The sequence below is a fragment of the Actinomadura luzonensis genome, from assembly GCF_022664455.2.
Lineage (GTDB): Bacteria > Actinomycetota > Actinomycetes > Streptosporangiales > Streptosporangiaceae > Nonomuraea > Nonomuraea luzonensis.
Window position 1 is genome coordinate 2,334,116 of record NZ_JAKRKC020000002.1, and the last position, 23,665, is coordinate 2,357,780.

Here is a 23,665-nt window from a genome sequence, read left to right on the forward strand (position 1 = left end):
GGCCCATGCGTCCGATACGCCTGGCCTGCGGCGTCACGGCCGCCCTGCTCGCCGCGGCCTGCGCCGCCACCGACGGGACGGGCGCCGCGCCCGCCTCCCCCGCCGCCCAGGAGACGGTCGCCCCCGGCTACCTCGCGCTCGCCGACGACAAGCTGCCCGCCGGCGGCGCGCTCAACGTGAGCGTGCACATCGACAGCGGCGCCGCCACCGGCTACGACCCGCAGCTCGCCGACGTCGCCTCCACCTGGCAGCTCCTGTCGCTGTCGTACGAGACGCTGGTCACCATCGGCCCCGACTTCAGCGTCCAGCCGCTGCTGGCCGAGAAGTGGGAGACCCCCAGCCCCACCGAGTACGTCTTCCACCTGCGCCCCGGCGTCACCTTCTCCAACGGCCGGGCGATGACGGCCGACGACGTCGTCGGCAGCCTGAAGCGGCTGCTCGCCTCCAAGTCGGTGTGGCGCGGCCAGCTCGGCCCGGTCGAATCCGTGACCAAGGACGGCGACACGGCCGTCAAGGTCACGCTGGCGCAGCCGTACGCGCCGTTCCTCGCCGCCCTCGCCAACGTGCCGGCCGCGGTCCTGCCCATGAAGGAGATCGGCGACAAGTCCCTCGACCCGGCCACCACGCTGCTCGGCACCGGCCCGTACGTCGTGCAGGACCACCGCCAGGACGTCTCCTGGACCTTCCGGCGCAACGACAGGTACTGGGCCGAGGGCAAGCCCGCCGCCGACACCCTCACCGTCACGATCGCCCCCGAGGAGGCCGCCCGCATCGCCGCCCTGCAGAACGGCGGCACCGCCCTCGCCACCCTCGGCAACGTCGACTCCGGGTCGATGCTGGCCGGCGCCGAGGACGTCAAGGTCGTCACCCAGGCCACCACCGACTTCTACTACCTGATGCTCAACACCCGGGCCGCCGGCTCGAAGTTCGCCGACCCCAGGGTCCGCCAGGCCGTCGCCATCGCGCTCGACCAGCGGCAGATCGCCGACGTGGCGCTCGGCGGCAAGGGCCGGCCCACCGCGATCACCCCGGCCGGGCTGCCCGGCGCCTGCGACCCCGCCGCCCTCCCGTCGGCCGGCAGGACCGTGGACGACGCCAGGAAGCTGCTGGCCGACGCGGGCGCGCAGAACCTGTCGTTCACGCTCAGCATCTTCAACACCGAGCCCGCCCCCGCCGTCGCCCAGGTCATCCAGCAGAACCTCCAGCAGGCCGGCATCACCGTCACGATCGAGCAGCTCGACGAGGCCAGCTGGTCGGGCAAGGTGTACGGCAAGGCGCCCGCCGACTTCGACGCCGCCCTGTCCTGGTTCGCCGGCTACGCCGACCCCGGCATGGTCGCCAAGTGGTGGAACCCGGAGACGGCCGGCTTCAACGCCGGCTTCATGCGGCCCGACAAGGAGCTGAACGCGCTCATCGACGCGGCCAACAGCGGCACCGGGAACCGCGCCCAGGCCCTCACCGCCGCCTGCGCCAAGGCCGACACGGACGCCCAGATGATCCCGCTCGTCACCCGCCCGGCCACCGTCGCCTACCGGGCCGACGCGCTCAGCCCCAGCCTCTACGCCACCGAGGGCTACGGCAACGTCCTGCGCCTGGTCGCCGACGCCCGCGTGAAGAAGTCGCGGTAGCCATGCGCCTGCTGATGTGGTGGTGCGGGCGGGCGCTCAGCTCGGCCGTCACGCTCCTCGGCGTCTCGGTGCTGATCTTCGCCGCGGTGCGGCTGATGCCGGGCGGCTTCGCCGAGACCGTGCTCGGGCCGTTCGCCACGGCCGCGCAGAGGGCCGAGCTGGCCACCCGCTACGGGCTGGACCAGCCGGTGTTCGTCCAGTACGGGCACTGGCTGGCCGCCGTCGCGGGCGGCGACCTCGGCGTCTCCATGATCAGCCGCGCGCCGGTCGGCGGCGAGCTGCTGGCCCGGCTGCCGGTGACCGCCGAGCTGACCCTGCTCGCCGTCGCGGTCAGCGTGCTCGCCGGGGTGCCGCTCGGCGTGCTCACCGCCGTCCGGGCCAGGCCGGGCGGCGGCGGCGCGGCCGGCCGGCTGCTCAGCGGCCTCGGCGTGAGCGTGCCGGAGTTCGTGCTCGGCAGCCTGGTCGTGTTCGTCTTCTCCCGGTACGCGCTCGGCCTGGAGGTCGGCCGTTGGGTGCCGTTCGGCGCGGACCCGGCGGCGAACCTGGCCACGATTATCCTGCCCGCCGCCGTCCTGTCCGTCTTCTCCGTCTCGGTCACCGCCCGCACGACCCGCGACGCCGTCATGAACGTGCTGGTCGAGCCGTACGTGACCGCCGCCGTCGGGCGCGGCGAGCCGCCGTGGGCGATCGTCCGCCACCACGTGCTGCGCAACGCCGCCACGCCGGTGGTCACGCTGGTCGGCACCACGATCGCGTACCTGCTGGGCGGCGCGCTCATCGTGGAGCACGTCTTCAACCTGCCCGGCGTCGGGTCCTACGTCGTGCAGGCCGTCGGCCGCCGCGACTACGCCGTCGTCCAGGCCGGGGTGCTGCTCGCGGCGGGGGTGTTCATCGTCATGAACGTGCTGATCGACCTGCTCGTCGGGGTGCTCGACCCCCGGCTCGGCGTCACGGCGGGGAGGCGGGCATGAGGAGACTCGACCGGCTGACCGTCGCCGGGCTCGCCTGCCTGGCGCTGCTCACGGCGCTGGCGCTGGCCGGCGCCGCCGGGCTCGGCGGCGACCCGGACGCCATCGCCGGGCCGCGCCTGCGCCCGCCCGGCCCCGGCTGGTGGCTCGGCACCGACAACCTGGGCCGCTCGGTGCTGCCCCGCGTGCTGGAGGGCGTCGGCACGACGCTGCTGCTGTCCTCGGCGGCCGTGCTCGTCACCGCCGCGCTCAGCGTCACCCTCGGCATCGTCGCCGGCTACCGCGGCGGCTGGCTCAACGAGCTGGTCATGCGCGTGGTGGAGGTGCTGTACTCGTTCCCGGCCATCGTGCTGGCGATCCTGGTCGCCGCCGTGCTCGGCCCCGGCCGCACGGCCGCCCTGGCCGCCATCGTGCTGGTCACCATCCCGCTGATGACCCGGCTGGTCCGGGCCGCCGCCGCGGCCGTCTCCCAGCGCGACTACGTCACCTCCGCCGTCATCAGCGGCGCCCGGCTGCCCCGCGTGCTGGCCCGGCACGTGCTGCCCAACGTGGCCGGCACCGTCGCCGTGCAGGGCACGTACGCGCTGTCGGTCGGCATCGCGGTCGAGGGCGGGCTGAGCTTCCTCGGCTTCGGCGTGCAACCGCCGCAGGCGTCGCTCGGCGTGCTCATCCAGCAGGGCGGCACGTACATGATCGCGGCGCCCTGGCTGATCCTCGGCCCCGGCGTCGTGCTCGTGGCGGCCATCCTGGCCATCAACGTGGTCGGCGACGGCCTCCGCGACCGCCTCGAACCACGCGAAGCGAGGTCTTTGACATGAGCCTGCTCACCGTGCGCAACCTGGTGATCGACTATCCGGGGACGCGCGCGCTCGACGGCGCCGACCTGGACCTGGCGCAGGGGGAGACGCTGGGGCTGGTCGGCGAGAGCGGGTCGGGCAAGTCGACGCTCGGCGCCGCCGTCGGCCGGCTGCTGCCCCCGTCCGCGCGGCGCGGCGAGGGGGAGGTGCTGGTGGCGGGGGAGCCGGTGTTCGACCTGCCCGCCAAGCGGCTGCGGCACCTCCGCAGGCGGCACCTCGGGTTCGTCTTCCAGGACCCGATCGCCTCGCTCGACCCGACCAAGCGCGTCGGCGCGCAGCTCCGCCTGGTGCTCGGGCGCGGCGGGGACCCGGCCTTCCACCTCGGCCGGGTCCGGCTGGCCGACCCGCGAGTGGCGCGCTCCTACCCGCACCAGCTGTCGGGCGGCATGGCGCAGCGCGTGGCCCTCGCCCTGGCCATGGCCGGCTCGCCCGAGCTGCTGGTCGCCGACGAGCCGACCGCCGCCCTGGACAGCCAGGTGCGGGAGGAGGTGTCCGACGTGGTCTTCGCGCTGGCCGCCGAGGCGGGCACGAGCATCCTGTGGCTGAGCCACGACCTGCCGGCCGTGGCGCGGCGCTGCGACCGGGTGGCCGTCATGTACGGCGGCCGGGTGGTGGAGCGCGGGCCCGCCCGGGAGGTGCTGGGCCGGCCCGCGCACCCGTACACGGCGGCGCTGGCCCGCTCGTCCCCGGCGGCCGCGGCGCCCGGGGTGCGGCTGGCGCCGGTGCCGGGCCCGCCCGCCGGTGCTCGGCGGCCCGCGCCGGGCTGCGCGTTCGCGCCGCGCTGCGCGTTCGCCGTCGAGCGGTGCGCGCACGAGCGGCCCGCGCCCGTGCGGGTGCGCGAGCAGGACGTGTTGTGCCACCGCGCCGCCGAGCCGGCCGTGCGCGCCGCGCAGGAGGTGGGCGCGTGATCCTCGAACTGGACGACGTCACCGTCACCTTCGCCGCCGGCTCGCCGCTGCGCCGCGTGCACCTGAACGCCGTGCGGCACGTCTCGCTGGCCGTCGCCCCCGGCGAGATCCTCGGCCTGGTCGGCGAGTCCGGCTCGGGCAAGACCACCACCGGCCGGGTCGCGCTCGGCCTGCAACGGCCGGGCGCCGGGACGGTGCGGTTCGACGGCCGTCCCTTCCCGAGGCGGCGGCGCGAGCTGGCCGGGCGCATGCAGGCGGTGCTGCAGCATCCGCACTGGTCGCTCAACCCGCGCCTGCGGGTCGGGCAGAGCGTCGCCGAGCCGCTGACCGTGCTCGGCCGTCCCGCCGGGGACGCCGTCGCCGAGATGCTGGAGCACGTCGGGCTGGAGGCGTCGTTCGCCGCCCGCTACCCGCACGAGCTGTCGGGCGGCCAGCGCCAACGCGTCTCGATCGCCCGCGCCCTGGTCACCCGGCCCGGCTTCATCGTCTTCGACGAGGCCGTGAGCGCGCTGGACGTCTCCGTCCAGGTGCAGATCCTCAACCTGGTCAAGGACCTGCGGGCCGAGTACGGCTTCAGCGCCCTGTTCATCTCCCACGACCTCGGCGCGGTGCGCTACCTCGCCGACCGGATCGCCGTCATGCGGCACGGCGAGATCGTCGAGACCGCCGACACCGCGACGTTCTACGCCGCGCCGTCCCACCCGTACTCCAAGCAGCTCCTGGAGGCCCTGTGACCATCGAGCCGAGAACCGCCCGCCCGTCGGCGTTCGCGCCGGGCGTGCCGCGCAACGCGGACCTGCCGCTCAGCCCGCAGCCCAGCCCGGGCCGCGGCGCGGTCGCCTTCGACCTGCCGGGCGTGCTGGTCGGCACCGCCGAGTACGCCGAGGGCCCGACGGGCTGCACGGTCGTGCACATCCCGGCCGGGGCGCGCACCGCCGTGGACGCGCGCGGCGGCGCGGTCGGCCTGAGCGGCGGCTACGACTTCAACCACGCGATCTGCCTGGCCGGCGGCTCGGTGTACGGCCTGGCCGCGGCCGCCGGCGTCAGCGACGAGCTGCTGGCCCGCCGTGACAACCGCACCCGCTGGGACGACCTCCAGCTCGTCTCCGGCGCGGTCATCTACGACTTCTCGGCCCGCGACACGGCCGTCTACCCGGACGCCGAGCTGGGCCGGGCCGCGCTGCGCGCCGCGGTGTCGGGCTCCTTCCCGGTGGGCCGGTGCGGCGCGGGCCGCACCGCGAGCGCGGGCAAGGTCGAGTTCGGCCGGGCCGAGTTCGCCGGGCAGGGCGCCGCGTTCGGCGTGTTCGGCGAGGCCAAGGTGCTGGTCGCGACCGTGGTCAACGCCGTGGGCGCGGTCGTGGACCGGACCGGCGCGGTCGTGCGCGGCAACTACCACAGTGAGCTGGGCGAGCGCCGGCACCCGAGGCTCGACTACGCCGAGACGGTTGGCGACCCGTCCCCTTCGGTGATGGGCAACACGACGCTGACGGTCATGGTGACCAACGTCCGGCTGAGCGACGTCGAGCTGCTGCAGGTCGGCAGGCAGGTGCACAGCTCCATGCACCGCGGCATCCAGCCGTTCCACACGCTGACCGACGGCGACGTGCTGTTCGCGATGACCACCGACGAGGTGGACCTCACCGGCGTCAAGCCCACCGGCCTCGGCACGCTCGCCTCCGAGGTCGCCTGGGACGCGATCCTGAGCGCGGCGGAGTAGCGGCGTGCACGTCTTCCCGCGGTACGCCGCGGCCCGCCCCGAGCAGGCCGCCGAGCTGGTCAGGAGCAACCCGTTCGCGCTGGTCGTCAGCGCCGTGGACGGCGTCCCCGTGGCCACGCACGCCCCCGTGATCCTGGAGGGGGACGCCGTCGAGGGCGGCACGCTGCTCGGCCACATGGCCCGCGCCAACCCGCACTGGCGCTCGTTCGCGTCCTCGCCCGACGTGCTGGTGGTCTTCTCGGGCCCGCACGGCTACGTCTCGCCCACCGTGTACGCCACCGACCCGGCCGTCCCCACCTGGGACTACGCGGCGGTGCACGCCACCGGCCGGGTCGAGCTGGCCGAGGACGCCCTCGACGTGGTCGAGCGCACGGTCGCCGCCCTGGAGGCGCCGCGCGACCCGGCCTGGACGCCCACGCCGGCCTCCAGGGAGAGGTTCCGGGCGCTGCTGCCCGGGGTAGTGGCCTTCCGGGTGCGGGTACGCACCGAGCAGAGCATGTTCAAGCTGAGCCAGGACCTCGACGCGGAGCGGTACGCGCGCGTGCGCGAGGCGTTCGCCGCCGACAACCCCGGGCTCGCCGACCTGATGGACCGTTCATGACCTTCCCCGCGTTCGCCTCCACCCAACTCGACCCCCGCGCCCGCGGCAAGGAGCTCGGCACCGCCCGGCGCGCGGCCATCACCGCCAACCTGGCCGGTTACGGCGACCTGTTCGCCGCCGCCGGGGCGTCCCCGCCGCAGGTCCGGGCGTGGGGCGAGCGGGCGCTGGAACGCAGCGCCGCCTGGTCGCCGCGGCTGGCCGAGGAGCTGGCCGGCATCGCCGCCGGCGCCGGCCTGGAGCCCTGGCAGGTCGCCGCCGTCAACGCCCGCACCGAGATCCTGGCGGCGGTGGCGGCGACCGGCGAGGGGGAGTGCTCGACCTCCGTCGTGCTGCCCGGCGGCGGGGCCGCGCCGCGCACCGTGCAGACCTGGGACTGGCACGACCACCTGCGCGAGGCGCCCATGCTGTGGGAGCTGGAGCCGTTCCCCGGCCACGTGGTGCGCACGTTCACCGAGGCCGGGGTGCTGGCCAAGATCGGGGTGAGCACGGCCGGGCTGGGCGTGCACTTCAACATCCTGCGCCACCGCTCCGACCACGCCGAGCTGGGCGTGCCGGTGCACCTGATCGCGCGCCGCATCCTGGACGAGGCCGCCACGGTCGAGGAGGCCGCCGCGCTCGCCCGCTCGGCCACGGTCTCGGCCTCCACGGTCATCACCGTCGTCACCGGGCGGGCCGCGGCCTCGATCGAGATCTCCCCGGCGGGGGTCGCCGTCATCCCCAACGGTCCTGACGGCGTCCTGCAGCACTGCAACCACTTCCTCGACGCGGCGCTCGCGGAGGGGGAGCGGCACGCCACCGACCGGCCCAGCACCTACGAGCGGCTGCGGCACCTCAGCGAGCACGTCGAGGAGCTGGGCGGCGAGGACCCGACCGGGCGGGCCAGGGCCATGCTGAGCCACGGCCCCGAGCACGCCCCCGTCTGCGCTCACCCCGACCTGAGCCAGCCGATCGACCAGCGGTGGGAGACGCTGGCCACGATCGCGCTCGACCTGCCCGCGGCGCGGCTGCGGGTGCACAGGGGCGGGCCCTGCCAGGTCACCGAGGAGACCTGGCAGGTGTTCTGAGGCGTCAGTGGAAGGCGGGGATCCCGGTCAGCGCCCGGCCCAGCACCAGCGTGTGGATCTCCGAGGTGCCCTCGTAGGTGAGCACCGACTCCAGGTTCACCGCGTGCCGGATCACCGGGTACTCCAGCGTGATCCCGCTCGCGCCGAGCAGGGTGCGGCAGGTCCTGGCGATCTCCAGGGCCTCGCGCACGTTGTTCAGCTTGCCGGCGCTCACCTGCTCGGGGGTGAGCGCGCCGGCCTCCTTCAGCCGGCCGAGATGCAGCGCGAGCAGCAGGCCCTTGCCCAGCTCGACGGCCATGCCGGCGAGCTTCTCCTGGGTGAGCTGGTAGGAGGCGAGCGGCCGGGCGAACACCTGGCGCTCGCCGGCGTAGGCGATGGCCGTCTCCAGGCAGTCGAGGGCCGCGCCCATGGCGCCGAACACGATGCCGAACCGGGCCTCGTTGAGGCAGCTCAGCGGCCCGGACAGGCCGCGGGCCGCCGGGAGCATCGCCGCGGCGGGCAGCCGGACGCCGTCCAGCACCAGCTCGCTGGTCACGCTCGCGCGGAGGGAGACCTTGTGCTTGACGTCGTTGACGGTGAGGCCCCGGGTGCCGGCCGGGACGAGGAAGCCCCTGATGCCGTCGCCGGTCCTGGCCCAGACCACGGCCACGTCGGCGACGGAGCCGTTGGTGATCCACATCTTGGTGCCGTTCAGCACCCAGTCGCCGCCCTCGCGCCTGGCCGTGGTGCGCATGCCGGCCGGGTCGGAGCCGAAGTCCGGCTCGGTGAGGCCGAAGCAGCCGATGGCCTCGCCGGCCGCCATCCGGGGCAGCCATTCGCGCTTCTGCTCCTCGCTGCCGTGCTTCCAGATGGCGTACATGGCGAGCGAGCCCTGTACCGACACCAGGCTGCGCAGGCCGGAGTCGGCGGCCTCCAGCTCCAGGCAGGCCAGGCCGTAGGCGACCGCGCCCATGCCGGCGCAGCCGTAGCCGTCCAGGTGCATGCCGAGCACGCCGAGCTCGCCGAGGGCGCGGGCCAGCTCGCGGGCGGGCAGCTCGCCGCGTTCGAACCAGGTGGCGACGTGCGGGCGGATCTCCCGGTCACACAGCTTCCTGACGGTGGCCCTGATCTCGCGTTCCTCGTCGGAGAGCAGGGTGTCGAGGGCGAACAGGGCGGTGGGCGAGATCATCCTGGCCTCCGTATTTTGGATCCAATATTGAAAATCCAATATGACACAGTTAGGGTGCGGTGACCATGGACGTTCTGCAGCTGATCGGCGGCCGCTGGCACGAGGGCGAGGGCGCCGAGTTCGCCCGCGCCAACCCGGCCCGGCCCGCCGAGATCGTGGCGCGCGGCCGGTTCGCCTCGGCCCGCGAGGTCGAGCGGGCCGTCGCCGCCGCCCGCGCCGCCGCGCCCGGCTGGGCCGCCACCCCGCACCACGCCCGCGCGGCCGTGCTGCTCGGCGCGGCCGACACCGTGGACCGCGAGGCCGAGACGTGGGGCGCGGAGCTGGCCCGCGAGGAGGGCAAGACGCTGCCCGAGGCGGTGGCCGAGGTGCGCGGCGCGGCCCGCATACTGCGCTACTACGCAGGGGAGGCCGACCGGGAGAGCGGGGAGGTCTACGCCTCGCCCCGGGCCGGCGAGAACGTCCTGGTGGTGCGGAAGCCGGTCGGCGTCGTCGGGATGATCACCCCGTTCAACTTCCCCATCGTCATCCCGGCCTGGAAGATCGGCCCCGCGCTCAGCCACGGCAACACCGTCGTGTGGAAGCCGTCCTCGCTGGTGCCGCTGCTGGCCTGCCGGCTGGCGCAGGCGCTCACCGGGGCCGGCCTGCCCGACGGCGTGCTCAACCTCGTGCACGGCGAGGCCGAGGCCGGCGCCGCCGTCGTGGACCACCCCGGCGTGCACGCGGTCTCCTTCACCGGCTCCACCGCCGTCGGCCGGGCCGTCATCGCCCGCTGCGGCGAGCTGGGCAAGCCCGTGCAGACCGAGACGGGCGGCAAGAACGCCTCCGTCGTGCTCGCCGACGCCGACCTCGGGCACGCCGCCGAGCAGGTCGTGCTCGGCGCGTTCCGCTCCACCGGCCAGAAGTGCACCGCGACCTCGCGGCTCATCGTCGCCGAGCAGGTCGCCGGCGAGCTGGTCGAACGGGTCGCGGACGCGGCGCGGCGGCTCGTCGTCGGCGACCCGCTGGAGCCGGGCGTCGAGATGGGCCCGCTGGTCAGCTCCGCCGCCCGCGACCGGGTGACCGCCGGGGTGCGCCGGGCCGTCGAGGAGGGCGCCAAGCCTCTCGCCGGGGCCGACCCCGTGGAAGGGGAGGGCTGGTTCGTCCCGCCGACCGTGCTCGACCTGCCCGGCACCGGCGTCGACTTCTGGCACACCGAGCTGTTCGGCCCGGTCGTCGGGGCGGTGCGCGCCGCCGGCCCCGAGGAGGCCATAAACCTGGCCAACCTCAGCGAGCACGGCCTGTCCGCCGCCGTCTTCACCCGCGACCTCGGCGTCGCGCTCAAGGCCGTCGAGCGGCTGGAGGTCGGCGTGCTGCACGTCAACTCCGAGTCGGCCGGGACGTTCCCGCACGTGCCGTTCGGCGGCGCCAAGCAGAGCGGGTTCGGGCCGAAGGAGCAGGGCCGGGCCGCCCGCGAGTTCTTCACCAGGACGGTCACCGTCTACCTCGGGGCCCCGGCGTGAGCGGCGCGCTGGACGGGCTGCTGGTCGCCGACTTCAGCCGGGTGCTGGCCGGGCCGTACGCCACCATGCTGCTGGCCGACCTGGGGGCCGACGTGGTCAAGGTCGAGCGGCCCGGCGAAGGGGACGACACCCGGGCCTGGGGGCCGCCGTACGGGCCGGGGGGCGAGGCCACGTACTTCCTGGGCGTCAACCGCAACAAGCGCTCGATCGCGCTGGACCTGCGCGCGGACGCCGACGTGGCGCGGGCGCTGGCCGCCCGCGCCGACGTCGTGGTGGAGAACTTCCGCCCCGGCACGATGGACCGGCTCGGCCTCGGGTACGACGCGCTCCGCGAGCTGAACCCCGGGCTCGTGCACTGCTCGATCACCGGCTTCGGCTCCGGAGCCGGGGCCGGGCTGCCCGGCTACGACCTCATCGCGCAGGCCGTCGGCGGCCTCATGAGCGTCACCGGCGAGCCGGACGGCCCCGGCACGAAGGCCGGCGTGGCGCTGGTGGACGTGATCACCGGCCTGCACGCCGCGCTCGGCATCCTGGCCGCGCTCCGCCACCGCGACCGCACGGGGGAGGGGCAGCACCTGGAGGTCTCCCTGCTGTCGTCGCTGCTGTCCGCCCTCACCAACCACGCCTCCGCCTACGCCGCCGCAGGGGTCGTGCCGCGCGCGATGGGCAACCGGCATCCGAGCATCGTGCCGTACGAGGTGTTCGAGACCGCGGACCGGCCGCTGGTGATCGCCGCCGGCAACGACCGCCAGTTCCAGGCCCTGTGCCGGGCGCTCGGCCGCGCCGACCTGGCCGCCGACCCCCGCTACGCGACCAACCCCGGCCGCGTCGCGGCCCGCGCGGAGCTGGTGGCCGAGCTGACCGCCGCCCTGCGCCGCCGCCCGGCGGACGACTGGTTCGGACTGCTCACCGCGGCGGGCGTGCCGTGCGGGCCGATCAACGACGTCGCCGCCGCCTTCGCGCTCGCGGCGGACCTCGGCCTGGAGCCCGCCGTGGACGTCGGCGGCGTCGGCCAGGTCGCCAACCCGATCCGGCTGGCGGCCACGCCGCCCTCCTACCGCCGCCGCCCGCCCCGCCTCGGGGAGGACGAGGCATGGGTTCGTGAGATATTGGGGCGGTGATCGGGGACGAGGCGCGGCGCCGGCCGCCGACGGCCCAGCAGTTCGTGCTGGCCGAGCTGCGCCGCGCCATCACCACCGGCCGCCTGCGCCCCGGCGCCCCGATCCGCCAGGACGCGCTGGCCGAGGAGCTGCAGGTCAGCCGGGTCCCGCTGCGCGAGGCGCTGAAGACGCTCCAGGGCGAGGGCCTGGTCAGGTACGAGGCCCACCGCGGCTACTTCGTCGAGACCCTGTCCCTCGACGACCTGCGCGAGGTCTACCGCATCCGTGAGCTGCTGGAGGAGGAGGCGGTGCGGCGCGCGGTCGCCCGCCTCGACGACGACGGCCTGGCCCGCCTGGAGGCCGCGCAGCTCGACGTCGAGCGCGCCGCGGCGGCCGGCGACGTCCTGGCCATGGCGACCGCCAACCGCGTCTTCCACATGACGCTCTTCGACGCCGCCGGCATGCCCCGCCTGTCCCGCCTCATCCGCACGTTGTGGGACGCCACCGACGCCTACCGCTCGATGTACTACGGCGACGGCGGCAACCGCGAGCGCGTGGTCACCGAGCACCGCGCCACCCTCGACGCGCTGCGCCGCCGCTCCGCCGACGACGCGGTGGCCACCCTCGACGTGCACCGCGCGCACGCGGTCGCCGAGCTGGAAGGACTCCTCGGCCCGTAGTGGCTCCGCTACGACAAGTGACGTACCGCTGTGCCTCGCGACGGAGGCCGCCTACGAGCGGCGCACCGGCAACCCGTGGCTCCAGCCGCTCGGCCTGGCCCACGCCGGGCCCGCGCCTCCTGCTCGCCCGCGAGTAACACGAAGCACGCATCAACGGATGTTCTCCATGATTGGTGCGGTCTTTGAGACGGGCGGTTTGGAACGTGACAGTCCCCCCGGTCGAACCCAAGAAGAAGGACCACCGGGTCCAGATCGTCGTCGCGATCATCGGCGCCTGCGCGGCGATCCTGGCCGCACTCATCCCCGTGGTCCTCAGCCGGATGGGCGGCCCCGAGCCCACGCCCACCCCGGCCCCGCCGCCGTCCCCGTCCTCGTCCCCGTCCTTCGTCGACGAGAGCACGGATCCGCCCGAGACCACCGATCCGCCCGAGACCACGGACCCGCCCGCCTCCCCCTCCCCGGAGGAGGAGCCGGCGGTCGGCGTGCCCGCCGGCTACCGGGGCTCCTGGAGCGGCCGGGTGGACTGGCTCCCGCCCCTCCAGGGCTCCTACAGCACGAACCTCACCATCACCGCAGGCACGCTGGAGTCGATGGTCGGCCAGTTCTCCGCCCAGGGCGACACCTGCCGCGGCATGCTCTACCTCGTCTCCGGCGGCGGCCCGATCGTGCTGCGGCTGAAGACGGTCTACGACGGCGGCGGCTGCTCCTCGCTGGCCGACGTCAAGCTGACCCTGGACGACGACGGCGACCTGAGCTACGAGCTGATCGCCGCCCAGTTCCCCCAGGGGTACGTGAACCAGCCCTCACCGCCCGCCAGGGGCACCCTCACCCACGACTGAGCCGAGTAAGGGGCCCGGGGCGTCACGGGCGGGCGCGGAGGCTCAGGCGGCCACGGCGCCCGCCTGCACCACGTGCCGCAGGTGCCGGCCCGGCTCGGCCAGCACGCCGACGTCCTCCAGCGGGTCCGCGCCGAGCACCAGCAGGTCGGCGTGCGCGCCCACGTCCAGGGTGCCGATCTCGCCCGCCATCCCCACCAGCTCGGCCGCGCCCGAGGTGGCCGCCCGCAGCACGTCGAGCGGGCTCTGCACCTCCCGCCGCAGCCGGAACTCGTGGTTCTGGTGCCGGTGCATGCCCCCCAGCAGGTCGGTGCCGTAAGCCATCCTGACCCCGCCCCGCGCGGCCCGCTCCAGCGCGGCCAGCCCGGCCTCCAGCACCTCGTCCACCTTGCGCCAGCTCGCCTCCGGCAGCCCGAACGAGCGGCCCTCCTCCTTCAGCGCCCAGTACGTCACCAGCGTCGGCACCAGGAACGCCCCCCGCTCCACGAACAGCTCCACGCTGCGGTCGTCGATGAGGTTGCCATGCTCGATGGAGCGCACCCCGGCCTCCAGCGCCCGGTTCACGGCGCGGGCGGTGTAGGCGTGCGCGGCGACGTACCGGTTGGCGGCCTCGGCCTCCTCGACGATCGCGCGCAGCTCCTCCATCGAGTACTGCGTGGAGTCGATGCGGTCGGTCGGCGAGGCGACGCCGCCCGAGGCCATGACCTTGATGTGGCAGGCGCCCTTGCGCAGCTCGTCGCGGGCGGCCTCGCGCACCGCGTCCACGCCGTCGGCCACCCGGCCGACGCCCGCGCAGCACGGGTGGTCGTCCTTCAGGTGCTGTCCCCGGCCGCGGAAGTCGGCGTGGCCGCCGGTCTGGCTCAGCCCCTTGCCGCAGAACAGCAGCCGCGGCCCCCGTACCAGCCCCTCGGCCTGGGCGTCGGCCAGGCCGAAGTCGGCGCCGGAGTTGTCGCGGACGGTGGTGAAGCCGCGCGACAACATCTCGCCCATGATGCGGGCGCTGTGCGCGGTCACGTACGACGGGGACATGGCGGGCAGCGCCCCCAGGTCCGCCGTGTGGGCGGTGACGTGCACGTGGGCGTCGATGAGGCCCGGCACCACGTACGCGCCCGCGCCGTCGATCACCCGGGTCCCGTCCGGCGCGCGCAGCCCCCGGCCGGTCTCGGCGACGCGGCCGTCGGCGCAGCGCAGGTCGCCCTCGGCGTACTCGCCGGTGGCCACGTCCAGGACGCGCACGTTCTTCAGCAGCAGGCTCATCGCGCACCCCGCACGGCGGCGACGGCCAGCGGCGCCAGCGCCTCGGCGGCGGCGACCGACCTCTCGTCGTAGGCGCCCTCCGCGTCGAGCAGGTTGAGCACGCCGACCACCTCGTCGCCGTCCAGCACCGGGACGTTGACGACCGCGCCGCAGCCCAGGCTCTCGATCAGCTCGTGGTCGGCGAAGATCTCGCGCACCGCCGCCCGGTCGGCCCCGAGGTACGGCCGGCGCCCCTCGATGCACGTGGCCAGCCAGCCCTGCGCCACCTCCACGCTCTTCTCCCCGCCCACGGGGTACTGCTCCGGGTGGCTGGTGTGCACCCGGCGCAGCGTCCGCCGCTCCGGGACCCAGGCCAGCACCGTGAACAGGCGCACGCCCACGTCGGCGCGCACGCGCTCCTCCAGCTCCTCGAACGTCGTTGCGTCCGTCATCTCGTCGCCTCCTTGGTGGCGGGTTCGGTCAGCTCTTCCAGCGAACGCCCGGCCGTGGCCAGGCCGAACACGATCACGCAGATCACCCCGGCCACCAGCACCGCCGTGGTCAGCCCGAACACCCCTGCGAAGCCGAGGCCGGCGGCCGACACGCCGATGATCGTCGGGGCCAGGATGCTGCCGACGCGCCCGAAGGCGCTCGACAGGCCCGTCCCGGTGGCGCGGATCCAGGTCGGGAACACCTCGGGGGTGTAGGAGTAGACGCCCGCGTACGTGCCGTTCAGGAAGAACGACAACACCGCGCCGGCGAGCGTGATGGCGGCCGGGGAGTCCATCTGCGACAGCCAGAACGCGCTGACCGCCGAGCCCGCCAGGTAGATCGCGATGGTGTTCTTGCGGTCCAGCCGCTCCGACAGCCAGGCCGCCGAGAAGTAGCCGGGCATCTGGGCCAGGTAGATGATGATCGAGAACTCGAAGCTCTTGGTGACGGTGATGCCGCGCTGCACGAGCAGCGTCGGGATCCACGAGAAGAACCCGTAGTACGAGAACGTGATCACGAACCAGATCAGCCAGATCACCGCCGTGCGCCGGGCCATGACGGGGCTCCACAGGAAGCGCAGCGCGCTGAACAGGTTCACCTTCGGCGCGCTCGCGGGCGCCGCGGCCGTGCCGGCCGGGGCGTCGGGCACCGGCGGCAGCGGCTCCCCGGTGGCCCGCTCCACGCGGCGCTCCAGGCCGGCCACCACCGCCTCGGCCTCGGCCACCTTGCCCTGCTGGAGCAGGAAACGCGGCGACTCCGGCAGCGAGCGCCGCCACCACAGCAGCATGAGGACCGGCAGCGCGGTGATGAGCTGTGCCACCCGCCAGCCGTCGTCCATGGTCGGCACCACGAACCGGCCGATCAGGGCGGCCAGCACGAACCCGAACGAGAAGAACCCGGCCAGCGCGCCGATGAACCAGCCGCGCCGCTTGGCGGGCACGAACTCCGACAGGAACGGCGCGATGATCGCGCTCTCCGCGCCCGCGCCCGCCCCGGCCAGCACCCGGCTGGCCAGGAACACCTCGTAGTTGGGCGCGAACGCGGCCACCACGGAGAAGGCCGCGTAGAAGGCGAGGGCGTACATCATGACCTGCTTGCGGCCGATGCGGTCGCCGAGCAGGCCGGCGGCCGTCGCGCCGAACAGGAAACCGAACGGCGTCGCGGAGCCGATGAGGCCGAGCTGCCCGTTCGACAGGCCCCAGGCGTCCTGGGCGCTCGGCAGCAGGAACGCCACCACCGCCGAGTCCATGCCGTCGAAGGTGTAGCCGAGTCCGCCGATCAGGAGCAGGAGGTAGTGCGGACGGCTCAGCGGTAGCCGGTCCAGACGGGCCAACAAGGTCATCGAACACACCTTTCCCCAGGTCATGGCCCTGCAGGTCGATTGCGCAGCAACATACTGTGCAATTCTGTGGAATTGCAATAGTCTTTGCATTTCCTCCGTGTGACGACCGCGTACGATGACCGGCAGGCCCGATCGGAAAGAGGGAGCAGTGAGGGCAGTGAGCGGGGGCATGACCGAGGAGCGAACGCCGTGACCGGCCGTCTCGCCCGGCGGGAGCACGCCGCGGGCGACGATCTCGCCCGGCCCGGACACGCCGCGGGCGACGATGTCGCCCGGCCCGGACACGCCGCGGGCGACGAGTTCACCGCGCACAGCGCCGCCGCCGCCGACGCCGCCGCCGACGTGGGTTACGCCGGTGACGCGGGCGATGTCGGTGGCGCCGGCGACGACTTCGAGGGCTGGCTGCGGGGCCGGACGCCGGAGCGCGGGCTGCGCGGCAAGTCAGCCGCGGTGCTGGAGGTGCTGCTGTCACAACCCCGGCGGGCCTCGTTCGGCTCGGCGGGGGAGCTCGCCCAGCTCGCCGGCGTCAACGTCGCCACCGTCACCCGCACCGCCCAGGCGCTCGGCTTCGCCGGCTGGCCCGCCCTGCAACAGGAGCTGCGCGCCCGCTACCTGTCCTCGCTGAGCGCCGGCCAGGTCGCCGCCGAGCACCGCGGCAGCGGCTCGCCCAGCTCGCGCTCGCTCCGCCGCGACCTCGACAGCCTCGCCCTGCTCAACCGCCGCCTGGACGAGCGCGTCCTGGTCACGATCGCCGAGGCCGTCGCCGCCGCCCGCCGCACCACGATCGTCGCCGACGGCAGCTACGCCGCCGTCGGCCTGGCCCTCGCGCACAACGCCCGGCTCGCCGGCTACCCCGTGCACGCCGTGACCGGCGGCGACTCCGAGCTCGCCAACGTCATGGCCGCCATCGGCGAGGGCGACGTGCTCATCGCCATCAGCTTCTGGCGGCTCTACGAGAGCACGGTGCTGGCCGCCAACGAGGCCCGGACGCGGGGCGTGCGCGTCTTCGCCCTGACCGACGCCGCCAGCCCCGCGCTGGCCGCCGCGGCCGAGGAGGTGGTGCTGGTGCCGGCCGAGGGGGAGGCGTTCTTCCCGTCACTGACGGCCGGGATCGCGGTCGCGCAGGCGCTGGTCACGCAGCTCGCGGCGGTGGACCCGGCACGGACGGGGGCCGCCATCGAGGCCGCCGAGGCCATGTGGGCCAAATTCGCCCTCCTCCACCGCCGCCCCACCACTCCACCCACCACCCCACCCACCGGCCCTCTCTCCACCGGCCCTCTCTCCACCGGCCCTCTCTCCACCGGCCCTCTCTCCACCGGCCCCTGAGCCGGGGGGCCTTGAGCCGTGGGCTCTTGAGCCGGGGGGCCTTGAGCCGTGGGGCCCTGAGCCGTGGGCTCTTGAGCCGTTGACCCCCTGCCTCGTGGGCCTCCTGGTTCGTGGGCGCTGACCGTGGAGGCCCGGCGGGCGATCAGTCGGAGGGGCCGGAGGGTGTTACGGGTACCGGCGGGGTCGTTCGGGTGGGGGGAAGGGGGAGAGGCGGGCGGGGTCAGAGCCAGCTGGCGCGGAGGCTGCCGGCGGAGGCGGCGTCGTCCGGGGCGGCGATCTCGCCGGCGCGGACGCGCTCGAGCAGCCGCCCCACCGTCTCGACGATCTCCGGCGCCCGTTCCCGCAGCCCCGCCACGTCGGCCGGCGACGCCTCGCCGGGGTCGGCCCCGACCTCCTTCAGCACGCCCTCCAGGTCCGCGAGCCGTTCCCCGAGCCACTTCAGCGGCTCGCCCGACAGCGCGTGGTCGAACACCCGCCGCCCCGGCTCCCAGCCGTTCATGCCGGGGTGGTGGTGGGTGCGGTCGAAGCTGCCGGGCGTGCCGGAGACCGACTCCAGCAGGTCGACCCGCCACAGCGGGCGCTCCACGGTGATGGGACGGGCCGAGTAGATGGAGCCCCTGAGCTCGCCCTGTTTGAGCCTGCGCAGCTCCAGGCGCACACCGCGCTCGGCGCCCTCCTGGTCCTGTCCCGGGTTCGGGTCGACGAAGTAGATGTCGCTCACGGCCACGCCGATCCGTTCGAAGCCGAACAGGTAGAGCACGGAGAACCACTTCCTTCGCAGGTAGACGCTCTCCGCCCAACGTAACCCGGCGGGGGCGGGCGAGCCAGCGGGCGGCCAGCATCCGGTCCGGCGCGTCACGCGGCCCCGCGCCGCCGCCATCCTCAGCGTCCAGGGGCAGCTCAGCACCCCTTCCGGTACGGCCGGCCGGGCAGGTGCCGGGCCCATTCGGCGGCCGTCAGCGACCGCCCGGCCCGCGCGCACACCGCCTTCAGCAGCGGCCCGACCGCCGTCGGCACCCGGGTCACCCGCCCGGCCCGCCCCACGGCCGACACCTCGCCCCCGTCCGGCGAGAACACCACCGACCGCGCGCTGTCGCCCAGCCCGATCACCGGGCCGATCCGCTCGCCCGTCGCCACGTCCCACAGCGACAGCGTCTTGTCCTGCGAGGCGAAGGCGAACAGCCGCCCGTCGGCGGAGAACCGGCCGTCCCAGGACGCGAACGCGCCCATCCGCAGCCAGCCGCCGAGCTGCCGCCCCGTCGAGGTGTCCCACAGGCCGATCTTGCCGGTGAACTCGGCCGCGACCTGCCGCGCGTCGCCGCTGAACCACACGGCGCCGGGCTCCGCGGGGAACGGCAGCCGCGCCCCGAACGGCTGCCCGGTCCGCAGGTCGACCAGCCGCAGCCGGCCCGCGTCCAGGCCGACGAGCCGCCCGCCGGCGGTGACGGTCCAGCCGAGCAGCGCCGGCCGGGCGACCTGCGTCACCCTCTCCCCGCCCGGGACCCGCCAGAGCGTGAAGGCGTCCTCGCCCGCCGTCCAGAGGCCGGCGGGGGACAGGCGCGCCGCGTTCTCCTCGAACGCGCCGGCCCATCGGGGCCTGACGTGCGCCAGGCGGCGGCCGGTGGCGACGTCGTAGACGTCCACGGAGCCCGTGCCGCGCCGCACCGCCGTCCTGCGGCCGTCCGCGGCGAGGGACAGCTCCACGTCGTAGGGATCGGACCGGCCGATCCGCAGCGGGTGGCCGCCGACGACCACCCGGTCCGCGCCCACCTCGTGGGTGGCCAGGGTGCCGCCGGAGGTCAGCCGCACGTCGTCCATCCGGTCCTCGCCGGCGAGGTTGAGGCGCAGCGTGACGACGGTGTCCTCGCTCAGGTAACGCAGCCGCTCGCCGGCGAGGGCGACCGTGTCCACCGGGTCGCTGACCGGGCGGTCGAGCAGCAGCGGCTCGTCGGCGTCCAGCCGGTAGACGCGGACCCGGTCGCCGGACCCCGCCAGCAGCCGCCCGTCCGGGCTGAACACCGGCCGCGCCCCCGTCTCCCAGTCGGGGAACGCGGTGACCTCCTTGCGGGTGCGGGCGTCGAACACCGTGAGCCCGTCGTGGCCGGCGAGGGCCAGCAGCCGCCCGTCCGGGCTGAAGGCGGGGACGCCGGCGCAGTCGGCGCACACGCCGGGGAAGCCGCGCTCCTCCCGGCCGGACGGCAGCGCCCACCGCCGCGCCCCGGACACCGCGTAGTCGGCGCCCGGGTGGACGGCCGTGGCTTCCATCGTCGCCAGGGCGGTCCGCCGGCCGGTGCGCCAGTCCCAGACCGTGAGCCCCTGCCCCTCCGTCACCAGCAGCCGGTCCGCGCTGAAGGCGACGCCTCCCTCCACCTCGGCCGAGACCGCGAGGCGGCGGCCGGCCGGGCGGCCGGTGGCCGTCTCCCACACCCCGGCGCCCCGCCTGTCCAGGACGGCCAGCAGCTTGCCGTCCGCGCTGAGCGCGATCCCCCGCAGCCCCCGGCCCGCCAGGTCGAGCGCGAAGCCGCCGGTGCGGCGGCCGGCGCCGACGTCCCAGATCCGGACCTGGTCCGGGCTGACGCTGACCAGCGTGCGGCCGTCGGCGCTGAGCGCGCGCAGCACCCCCGGGCCGGTGCCGGGGTCGTGGAAGGCCGCCTCGGCCGGGTCCACGGCCGAGGCCAGCAGGCTGGAGCGGGCCTCGGCCGTGGGGGACAGGCGCCCGGCCGCCGCGCTCAGCAGCATGCCGAGCACCGGGTCGCGGCCCCGCACCGTCTCCGCGGCGGCCGCCAGCCGGGCCGAGTCGGCCGCGTCGCGCTGCCCGGCGAGCGTCGCGCCCTGCTCGGCCAGCGTGGCGCTCTGCCGCACCGCCAGCAGGCCCGCCACCACGGCCACCACCAGCAGCACCGCGAGCGCTCCCGCCATCAGCCGGGTACGGCGCTGCCGCCGCCGGGTCAGCGCCGCGCCCGCCTCCAGGAAGTCGCGCTCGGCCGGGGTGAGCGTGATGTTCCTGCGGTCGGCGGCGGCCCAGCGCAGCGCCGCGTCCAGCGTGCTGCCGTGGAACAGGTCGGCGTCCCGGCGGCCGTGCTCCTGCCAGCGGCCGGCCGCCGAGCTGATGCGGCGGTGCACGGCCAGGCCCTCGCGGTTGGCGGAGATCCAGAGGCGGAGCCGCGGCCAGGCCATGGGCAGCGCGGGCCGCAGCAGCCGCACCGGGTCGTCGCCGGAGACGACGTACCTGAACGCCTCCAGCACCCGGTCCGCGCCCTCGGGCAGCTCCGCGCGGCGCCAGCTCGCCCTCGTCGGTCACCGTCACCAGGCGCAGGAACAGCTCCGGCACCAGCTCCCTGTCCGCCGGGGCGAGCGCGGCGTAGGCGTCCTCGGCGATGACGCCGAGCGCGGGGTCGTCGGCGGCCGACGCCACCCGCCGCCCGTCGCCCGCCCCCAGCTCCAGCAGCCGTCCGAGGTCGCCCCTGACCAGGTGCCCGTCGCCGCTTACCAAGGCCAGCAGCAGCTCCCTGGCCGGCGGGCGCAGCTCCGGGTCCTTGGCCAGCGCCGCGCCCACCGGGCCGCGCAGTGCGGCGGGCAGCACGGACAGGTCGGGCTCGTGCGTGAGCACCTGGTGCATCACCGCGCCCAGCGACTCCCCGGTGAACGGGTCGCGGCCGGTGGCGGCGTACAGGACGACCCCGCCCCACGCGAACACGTCCGCCGCGGGCCCCGCCCGCTCGCCGGAGAACACCTCCGGCGCCATGTAGCCGGGCGTGCCCGTCACCAGCCCGGTCGAGGTCAGCGGCATGTCCAGCGTGCGCGCCACGCCGAAGTCGATCACCCGCGGGCCGTCCGGGCCGAGCAGCACGTTGTCCGGCTTGAGGTCGCGGTGGACCACGCCCGCGTCGTGGATGGCGGCGAGGGCGGTGGCGATCGCGGTGGCCAGCCGGTGCAGTTCGCCGCCCGCGAGGACGCGGCGGGCCGCGCGCAGGCTGGGGCCCTCGACGTACTCGCTGACGAGGTACGGCCGCGGCCCCTCCAGGTCCACGGCGAGCACCCGCGCCGTGCAGAACGACGCCACCCGCTGCGCCGCCGCCGCCTCCTTGGCCATCCGGGCGCGCAGCTCCGGCTCGCCCGCGGGGTCGCCGCGCAGCACCTTCACCGCCACCCGGACACCGTCCGGGTCGTAGCCCTCGTACACGACCCCCTGGCCGCCCGCCCCGAGACGGCCGGCCAGCCAGTACTCGCCGAGCCGCCGCGGGTCCCCGTCCATCAGCGCTTTCACCACGCCGGGTTGGACGCCGGATCCGGCGGGATCGTTCGCGATCTTCGTCCGGTCCGCCGTCGCGTGGTGGAAGCTCCGGCGGCCGGATGTGATGATGGCTGAGGCGTCGGACCGGGGAGGAAACGATCGTGGGGTCTTTCGCGGGCAGCGCGCTGCCCCCGGACGACGTGATCGTCTCGGCTCTGCGGGCGGGCGACGAGGCGATGTTCGCCGCGTTGCTCGACACGTGGTCGCGGGGCATGTTGCGGGTGGCCAGGTCCTACGTCTCCACGGACGACTCGGCCGAGGAGGTCGTCCAGGACACCTGGCTGGCGGTCATCGGCGGGATCGACGGCTTCGAGGGCCGCTCGTCGCTGAAGACCTGGGTCTACCGCATCCTGGTCAACGCCGCGCGCAAGCGCGGCGCGCGCGAGAGCCGCACGCTGCCGTGGAGCGCCCTCGACCAGGACGGCGGGCCGTCCGTCGACCCGGCGCGCTTCCACGGCCCGGACGCCGCCCTGCCGGGGAGCTGGAAGGAGCCGCCCGCGTCCTGGCCGACGCCGGAGAACCAGGCGCTGGCCGCCGAGGTGCGCGGGCTCATCGGCAAGGCCCTGGCCGAGCTGCCGCCGCGGCAGCGCATCGTGATCACCCTGCGCGACGTGGAGGGGTGCGCGTCGGAGGAGGTGTGCGACATCCTGGACATCTCCCCGGCCAACCAGCGGGTGCTGCTCCACCGGGCTCGCGCGGCGGTCAGGGAACGGCTGGAGGGCTACTTCCGGTCGGTGATGGCGGCAGAATAGGTGAAACGGTTCATGCGACAGAGGGTAAGGCGGGCAGCATCGTGAAGCGGTTCACGTGCGGCGAACTGGTGGAAGTCATCACCGCCTACCTCGACGACGCCCTCGACGAGCCGTCGCACGCCGCCGTGGAGAGCCACCTCGCCTGCTGCGCCGACTGCGGCCACTACCTCGACCAGTACCGCGCCACCGTCCGCGCCGTCGCCGACCAGCCCCCCGAGAAGTTGTCCGACCGCACCCGCGACCGGCTGATGTCCGCCTTCCGCGAGCGGCGCAAGCCCTGAGGCCGCGCGGCTCAGTCCGGCTCCGGGCCCACGCAGGCGTCGCTCTCCCGCACCTGGTCCGGCGGCGGGGGCTCGATCCGCGTCTCGCCGCCCCAGCCGGTGAAGCCGACCTCGGCCACGGCGCTCCTCGGCTCGCCGTCCCCGGGCTCGGGATACGCCCAGGTGAGGCGCACCCGGCGGGGCAGCCCGTCGAGGCCCACCCACAACCGCCAGGAGACCTCGGCCGAGCCGATCCGCTCGCGCAGCAGGGCGAAGAGCACGGGGTCGTCGGACGGGGCCGCGGCGACGAGGTCCGCGGGCGAAGCGCTCCCGGCGTGCACGACGGTCTCCGCCCCGTCCACGACCTCGCCCGGGACGGGATCCGGCGCGGTCAGCCTGCCCAGTGTCCCGGGTGAGACGAGGTCGCGCAGGCGGAGCGAGCCCGTGGCGCGCCGCAGCCACTCACATCTGGAGCCGTCGCCGTGCAGCCAGGGCTTGCCCGCCGGGACGTCGCGCCGGTCGGCGCGGTGCTCATAGCTGCCGGCGCCCGCGATCGTGATCGTCCTGGTCGTCAGGTGGCTCAGGTCCGTCGGGACGACGCCTGCCAGCCCGGCCGGGACATTGGTCCGGTAGTAGGTCGTGGTCAGGTCGGAGGCGACCTCGCCGAGGACCCCCGTGGTGCGGCTCTCGTCGTACTCGCCGATGCCGACCTCGGCGAGGTCATCCGCCGGAGGGGTGTCCACCTTCCCGTGGTCCAGGCGGACGTGCCTGGTGACCCGCACCCCCGCCGAGCCCTTCAGCCGCTCGGCCACGGCCTCGGCGGGCGCCCGCGCCGGGGCCGCGGTGCCGTCGCCGCCGCAGCCGGCGGCCAGGACGAGCACCAGGACGAGCACCAGGACGGTCGGCGCGATCCTCGGTAACGCCATCCGGCGATCAT

At 75.1% G+C, this 23,665-nt stretch carries 21 protein-coding genes and 2 pseudogenes; 15 read left to right on the forward strand and 8 right to left on the reverse strand.

Going from position 1 to position 23,665, the window contains the following annotated elements; translation table 11 throughout:
• Positions 1–5 precede the first annotated feature (5 nt).
• The 8 genes from MF672_RS41215 to MF672_RS41250 are packed head-to-tail and all read left to right on the forward strand — an operon-like array spanning position 6 to position 7,743.
• On the forward strand, positions 6–1,628 hold the full coding sequence (locus tag MF672_RS41215; RefSeq protein ID WP_242382410.1) for an ABC transporter substrate-binding protein: 1,623 nt from the start codon (positions 6–8) through the stop codon (positions 1,626–1,628).
• Positions 1,629–1,630: 2 nt separating this feature from the next.
• Entirely contained in the window at positions 1,631–2,599 is a 969-nt protein-coding gene (locus MF672_RS41220) for an ABC transporter permease (RefSeq protein ID WP_242382411.1), read from the forward strand.
• On the forward strand, positions 2,596–3,414 hold the full coding sequence (locus MF672_RS41225; RefSeq protein WP_242382412.1) for an ABC transporter permease: 819 nt from the start codon (positions 2,596–2,598) through the stop codon (positions 3,412–3,414). Before MF672_RS41220 ends, MF672_RS41225 begins: the two co-directional genes overlap by 4 nt.
• Positions 3,411–4,361, forward strand: a complete 951-nt coding sequence (locus MF672_RS41230) for an ABC transporter ATP-binding protein (protein ID WP_247815685.1) — start codon at positions 3,411–3,413, stop codon at positions 4,359–4,361. Before MF672_RS41225 ends, MF672_RS41230 begins: the two co-directional genes overlap by 4 nt.
• A complete protein-coding gene (locus MF672_RS41235) occupies positions 4,358–5,095 on the forward strand; it encodes an ATP-binding cassette domain-containing protein (protein ID WP_242376517.1) in 738 nt (245 codons plus the stop codon). The genes MF672_RS41230 and MF672_RS41235 overlap by 4 nt, the downstream gene beginning before the upstream one ends.
• A complete protein-coding gene (locus MF672_RS41240; RefSeq protein ID WP_242376518.1) occupies positions 5,092–6,078 on the forward strand; it encodes a P1 family peptidase in 987 nt (328 codons plus the stop codon). The genes MF672_RS41235 and MF672_RS41240 overlap by 4 nt, the downstream gene beginning before the upstream one ends.
• Positions 6,079–6,082: 4 nt before the next feature.
• Positions 6,083–6,679, forward strand: a complete 597-nt coding sequence (locus tag MF672_RS41245) for an FMN-binding negative transcriptional regulator (RefSeq protein WP_242376519.1) — start codon at positions 6,083–6,085, stop codon at positions 6,677–6,679.
• The gene (locus MF672_RS41250; RefSeq protein ID WP_242376520.1) at positions 6,676–7,743 is read left to right on the forward strand and encodes a C45 family autoproteolytic acyltransferase/hydrolase; all 1,068 of its coding nucleotides are present in this window, start codon (positions 6,676–6,678) and stop codon (positions 7,741–7,743) included. Before MF672_RS41245 ends, MF672_RS41250 begins: the two co-directional genes overlap by 4 nt.
• Before the next feature lie 4 nt (positions 7,744–7,747).
• Here MF672_RS41250 and MF672_RS41255 read toward each other — a convergent pair whose 3' ends face one another.
• On the reverse strand, positions 7,748–8,911 hold the full coding sequence (locus tag MF672_RS41255) for an acyl-CoA dehydrogenase family protein (protein ID WP_242376521.1): 1,164 nt from the start codon (positions 8,909–8,911) through the stop codon (positions 7,748–7,750).
• A gap of 65 nt (positions 8,912–8,976) precedes the next feature.
• Here MF672_RS41255 and MF672_RS41260 point away from each other — a divergent pair, with 65 nt between their 5' ends.
• The 4 genes from MF672_RS41260 (at position 8,977) to MF672_RS41275 (ending at position 13,029) form a co-directional block, all read left to right on the forward strand.
• Complete coding sequence (locus MF672_RS41260; protein WP_242376522.1) at positions 8,977–10,410, forward strand: aldehyde dehydrogenase family protein; 1,434 nt, start codon at positions 8,977–8,979, stop codon at positions 10,408–10,410.
• Positions 10,407–11,531, forward strand: a complete 1,125-nt coding sequence (locus MF672_RS41265; RefSeq protein ID WP_242376523.1) for a CaiB/BaiF CoA transferase family protein — start codon at positions 10,407–10,409, stop codon at positions 11,529–11,531. Before MF672_RS41260 ends, MF672_RS41265 begins: the two co-directional genes overlap by 4 nt.
• A complete protein-coding gene (locus MF672_RS41270) occupies positions 11,528–12,190 on the forward strand; it encodes a GntR family transcriptional regulator (protein WP_242376524.1) in 663 nt (220 codons plus the stop codon). The genes MF672_RS41265 and MF672_RS41270 overlap by 4 nt, the downstream gene beginning before the upstream one ends.
• A gap of 203 nt (positions 12,191–12,393) precedes the next feature.
• Positions 12,394–13,029 carry a hypothetical protein gene (locus MF672_RS41275; protein WP_242376525.1) on the forward strand — a complete coding sequence of 212 codons (636 nt, stop codon included), beginning with the start codon at positions 12,394–12,396 and terminating at the stop codon, positions 13,027–13,029.
• Positions 13,030–13,071: 42 nt separating this feature from the next.
• Here MF672_RS41275 and MF672_RS41280 read toward each other — a convergent pair whose 3' ends face one another.
• The 3 genes from MF672_RS41280 to MF672_RS41290 are packed head-to-tail and all read right to left on the reverse strand — an operon-like array spanning position 13,072 to position 16,096.
• Positions 13,072–14,283 (reverse strand): metal-dependent hydrolase family protein, encoded by a 1,212-nt coding sequence (locus tag MF672_RS41280; protein WP_242376526.1) that lies wholly within the window; start codon positions 14,281–14,283, stop codon positions 13,072–13,074.
• Positions 14,280–14,714 carry a GAF domain-containing protein gene (locus tag MF672_RS41285; protein WP_242376527.1) on the reverse strand — a complete coding sequence of 145 codons (435 nt, stop codon included), beginning with the start codon at positions 14,712–14,714 and terminating at the stop codon, positions 14,280–14,282. The genes MF672_RS41280 and MF672_RS41285 overlap by 4 nt, the downstream gene beginning before the upstream one ends.
• Entirely contained in the window at positions 14,711–16,096 is a 1,386-nt protein-coding gene (locus MF672_RS41290; RefSeq protein WP_242376528.1) for an MFS transporter, read from the reverse strand. Before MF672_RS41290 ends, MF672_RS41285 begins: the two co-directional genes overlap by 4 nt.
• Positions 16,097–16,285: 189 nt before the next feature.
• On the opposite strand from MF672_RS41290, the gene MF672_RS41295 reads away from it, so the two are divergent.
• Positions 16,286–17,422 carry a MurR/RpiR family transcriptional regulator gene (locus tag MF672_RS41295; protein WP_247815686.1) on the forward strand — a complete coding sequence of 379 codons (1,137 nt, stop codon included), beginning with the start codon at positions 16,286–16,288 and terminating at the stop codon, positions 17,420–17,422.
• 220 nt (positions 17,423–17,642) lie between these two features.
• Here MF672_RS41295 and MF672_RS41300 read toward each other — a convergent pair whose 3' ends face one another.
• The 3 genes and pseudogenes from MF672_RS41300 to MF672_RS52320 form a co-directional block, all read right to left on the reverse strand.
• Complete coding sequence (locus tag MF672_RS41300) at positions 17,643–18,182, reverse strand: hypothetical protein (protein ID WP_242376530.1); 540 nt, start codon at positions 18,180–18,182, stop codon at positions 17,643–17,645.
• A 140-nt stretch (positions 18,183–18,322) separates the two neighbouring features.
• Positions 18,323–20,704, reverse strand: a pseudogene (locus MF672_RS41305) (WD40 repeat domain-containing protein); the annotation flags it as partial.
• 277 nt (positions 20,705–20,981) lie between these two features.
• A pseudogene (locus MF672_RS52320) lies at positions 20,982–21,677 on the reverse strand (serine/threonine-protein kinase); the annotation flags it as partial.
• A 140-nt stretch (positions 21,678–21,817) separates the two neighbouring features.
• Between MF672_RS52320 and MF672_RS41315 the strand changes: the two are divergent.
• Together MF672_RS41315 and MF672_RS41320 are read left to right on the forward strand one after the other, a co-directional pair.
• On the forward strand, positions 21,818–22,468 hold the full coding sequence (locus MF672_RS41315; RefSeq protein WP_242376533.1) for an RNA polymerase sigma factor: 651 nt from the start codon (positions 21,818–21,820) through the stop codon (positions 22,466–22,468).
• A gap of 41 nt (positions 22,469–22,509) precedes the next feature.
• Positions 22,510–22,749, forward strand: a complete 240-nt coding sequence (locus MF672_RS41320) for an anti-sigma factor family protein (protein ID WP_242376534.1) — start codon at positions 22,510–22,512, stop codon at positions 22,747–22,749.
• An 11-nt stretch (positions 22,750–22,760) separates the two neighbouring features.
• Here the strand turns inward: MF672_RS41320 and MF672_RS41325 are convergent, their stop codons facing one another.
• The gene (locus tag MF672_RS41325) at positions 22,761–23,654 is read right to left on the reverse strand and encodes a hypothetical protein (protein ID WP_242376535.1); all 894 of its coding nucleotides are present in this window, start codon (positions 23,652–23,654) and stop codon (positions 22,761–22,763) included.
• Positions 23,655–23,665: the final 11 nt, after the last annotated feature.

Bases quoted from the DNA above. Each gene is read 5' to 3' on its own strand.
- MF672_RS41230 (WP_247815685.1), top strand. From the start codon at position 3,411: ATGAGCCTGCTCACCGTGCGCAACCTGGTGATCGACTATCCGGGGACG.
- MF672_RS41260 (WP_242376522.1), top strand. From the start codon at position 8,977: ATGGACGTTCTGCAGCTGATCGGCGGCCGCTGGCACGAGGGCGAGGGC.
- MF672_RS41285 (WP_242376527.1), bottom strand. From the start codon at position 14,714: ATGACGGACGCAACGACGTTCGAGGAGCTGGAGGAGCGCGTGCGCGCC.
- MF672_RS41325 (WP_242376535.1), bottom strand. From the start codon at position 23,654: ATGGCGTTACCGAGGATCGCGCCGACCGTCCTGGTGCTCGTCCTGGTG.
- MF672_RS41225 (WP_242382412.1), top strand. From the start codon at position 2,596: ATGAGGAGACTCGACCGGCTGACCGTCGCCGGGCTCGCCTGCCTGGCG.
- MF672_RS41250 (WP_242376520.1), top strand. From the start codon at position 6,676: ATGACCTTCCCCGCGTTCGCCTCCACCCAACTCGACCCCCGCGCCCGC.
- MF672_RS41215 (WP_242382410.1), top strand. From the start codon at position 6: ATGCGTCCGATACGCCTGGCCTGCGGCGTCACGGCCGCCCTGCTCGCC.
- MF672_RS41290 (WP_242376528.1), bottom strand. From the start codon at position 16,096: ATGACCTTGTTGGCCCGTCTGGACCGGCTACCGCTGAGCCGTCCGCAC.
- MF672_RS41280 (WP_242376526.1), bottom strand. From the start codon at position 14,283: ATGAGCCTGCTGCTGAAGAACGTGCGCGTCCTGGACGTGGCCACCGGC.
- MF672_RS41220 (WP_242382411.1), top strand. From the start codon at position 1,631: ATGCGCCTGCTGATGTGGTGGTGCGGGCGGGCGCTCAGCTCGGCCGTC.
- MF672_RS41255 (WP_242376521.1), bottom strand. From the start codon at position 8,911: ATGATCTCGCCCACCGCCCTGTTCGCCCTCGACACCCTGCTCTCCGAC.